The sequence below is a fragment of the Dolichospermum sp. UHCC 0352 genome, assembly GCF_009711925.1.
In the GTDB taxonomy this organism is placed as follows: domain Bacteria; phylum Cyanobacteriota; class Cyanobacteriia; order Cyanobacteriales; family Nostocaceae; genus Dolichospermum; species Dolichospermum lemmermannii.
Genome location: NZ_VIKY01000062.1, coordinates 1 through 318, shown reverse-complemented (window position 1 = coordinate 318; position 318 = coordinate 1). Strand labels below are relative to the sequence as shown.

Genomic DNA, 318 nt, shown 5'->3' with positions numbered 1-318 from the left:
ATGGTCGGTCTGTCTGCAAGTATAGGAGGTTTTTCAACTTCGTATTTAACAGAAACAAACCATTTATCAGCCTGTCTAGAAATCACGCAATTATGAGTTGCTGTAATCGGTAAAGGTATGGCTAAACGTACCCAGCCGATTGACGGTAATTTAATTCTTTTCCCATCGTTTTTAATTAACGGTTTCGCCTTAGTCCCTGATTCTAAATAAAAAGAATCGTGCTGTCCTTTTTTCTTGAATCGGGGTTGTTTCGATGTTTTGGAAAAACACCTATCCCAAGCCTGGCGTAAGTCAGTTAACGCCTTTTGTGGGACATTT

Annotated in this window: 1 pseudogene; it reads right to left on the bottom strand. The window is 39.6% G+C overall.

Annotated elements, in window-relative coordinates:
- Positions 1 to 318, bottom strand: a pseudogene (locus FJR06_RS04360) (RNA-guided endonuclease TnpB family protein); the annotation flags it as partial.